Annotated in this window: 2 pseudogenes; both read right to left on the bottom strand. The window is 72.7% G+C overall.

Annotated elements, in window-relative coordinates:
* A pseudogene (locus I6F16_RS37925) lies at positions 1-275 on the bottom strand (aminotransferase class V-fold PLP-dependent enzyme); the annotation flags it as partial.
* A gap of 39 nt (positions 276-314) precedes the next feature.
* A pseudogene (locus tag I6F16_RS37930) lies at positions 315-506 on the bottom strand (hypothetical protein); the annotation flags it as partial.
* Positions 507-568: the final 62 nt, after the last annotated feature.

A 568-nucleotide genomic window follows, 5' to 3' on the forward strand; every position in this document is an offset into this window, starting at 1 on the left:
AAGGGCTGCGCGCAGTGGGTGCCGGCCCGCACCGCGATGCCGGCCCGGTCGATGACAGTCGCGACGTCGTGGGCGTGCGCGCCGCGCATCTCGAAGGAGAGAATCGCGCCCTTGCCCGGCGCGCGCCCGAGGATGCGCAGCGAGTTCATCGCGCCCAGGCGCTCATGGGCGTAGTCGCGCAGGCGCTCCTCGTGGGCGAGGATCGCCTCGCGCCCGAGGCCAGTGACGTAGTCGATGGCGGCCCAGGCGTAGATGCCGAGGAACAGCAGCAGCGGTGTCAGCGTCCAGGCGATCTCGATGCCGCGGCCCTGGCTGGGCGCGTTGCTGCGGTCCGCGTCGGAACCGGCGCGGTAGCGCACGGCGAAGCCGATCGTCAGCACCAGCACGACCAGGACCACCGCGCCGGTCAGCAGCAGCAGGGCCAGCGCCAGGCTGTCCAGGCGCGTGGCCGAGGCGGCGCCGTCCGCCGGCAGCAGGTAGAAATGCGGGCTAGCGCTGGATGTCATGCGGTGCCTCCACGCAGGCGCCGGCGCCAGATCCAGGCGCCGAGCAGCACGAGCACCAGCAA

Origin of the sequence: Bradyrhizobium sp. IC4060 (assembly GCF_020193715.1) — a bacterium.
GTDB lineage: Bacteria > Pseudomonadota > Alphaproteobacteria > Rhizobiales > Xanthobacteraceae > Bradyrhizobium > Bradyrhizobium yuanmingense.